This window comes from Allorhizobium sonneratiae (genome assembly GCF_023700755.1).
Classification (GTDB): Bacteria; Pseudomonadota; Alphaproteobacteria; order Rhizobiales; family Rhizobiaceae; genus Allorhizobium; species Allorhizobium sonneratiae.
In genome coordinates, this window is sequence record NZ_JAMKOJ010000030.1 from 1 (window position 1) to 1,138 (window position 1,138).

General features: G+C 58.1%; 1 protein-coding gene. It reads left to right on the top strand.

Annotated features, from left to right (window positions below):
- Positions 1–2: 2 nt before the first annotated feature.
- Positions 3–1,138, top strand: a 1,136-nt coding sequence (tuf, locus tag NAC44_RS21125) for an elongation factor Tu (protein WP_250943632.1), incomplete at its 3' end; no start/stop codon positions are given.

Here is a 1,138-nt window from a genome sequence, read left to right on the forward strand (position 1 = left end):
AAATGGCAAAGAGTAAGTTTGAGCGCAATAAGCCGCACGTTAACATTGGCACGATCGGCCACGTTGACCATGGCAAGACGTCTCTGACGGCAGCAATCACGAAGTTCTTCGGCGAGTTCAAGGCGTATGACCAGATCGACGCTGCACCGGAAGAAAAAGCTCGTGGTATCACGATCTCGACGGCGCACGTTGAGTATGAGACGGCTGCTCGTCACTACGCTCACGTTGACTGCCCCGGCCACGCCGACTACGTCAAGAACATGATCACCGGTGCTGCACAGATGGACGGCGCGATCCTGGTTTGCTCTGCTGCTGACGGCCCGATGCCGCAGACGCGCGAGCACATCCTTCTGGCTCGTCAGGTTGGCGTTCCGGCGATCGTTGTGTTCCTGAACAAGGTTGACCAGGTTGACGACGCTGAGCTTCTGGAACTGGTCGAGCTTGAAGTTCGCGAACTTCTGTCGTCCTACGACTTCCCGGGCGACGACATTCCGGTTGTGAAGGGTTCTGCTCTTGCCGCACTGGAAGACTCGAACAAGGAAATCGGCGAAAACGCAATCCGCAAGCTGATGGAAGAGGTTGACGCCTACATTCCGACGCCTGAGCGTCCGATCGACCAGCCGTTCCTGATGCCGATCGAAGACGTGTTCTCGATCTCCGGCCGTGGTACGGTTGTTACGGGCCGCGTTGAGCGTGGTATCATCAAGGTCGGTGAGGAAATCGAGATTGTCGGTATCCGTCCGACGACGAAGACGACCTGCACGGGCGTTGAAATGTTCCGCAAGCTGCTGGACCAGGGTCAGGCTGGCGACAACATCGGCGCGCTGCTGCGCGGTGTGAACCGTGACGGCGTTGAACGTGGCCAGATCCTGTGCAAGCCGGGTTCTGTGAAGCCGCACAAGAAGTTCAAGGCCGAAGCCTACATCCTGACGAAGGAAGAAGGCGGCCGTCATACGCCGTTCTTCACCAACTACCGTCCGCAGTTCTACTTCCGTACGACGGACGTGACGGGCATCGTGACGCTGCCGGAAGGCACGGAAATGGTTATGCCGGGTGATAACGTGACGGTTGACGTCGAGCTGATCGTTCCGATCGCGATGGAAGAAAAGCTGCGCTTCGCAATCCGCGAAGGTGGCCG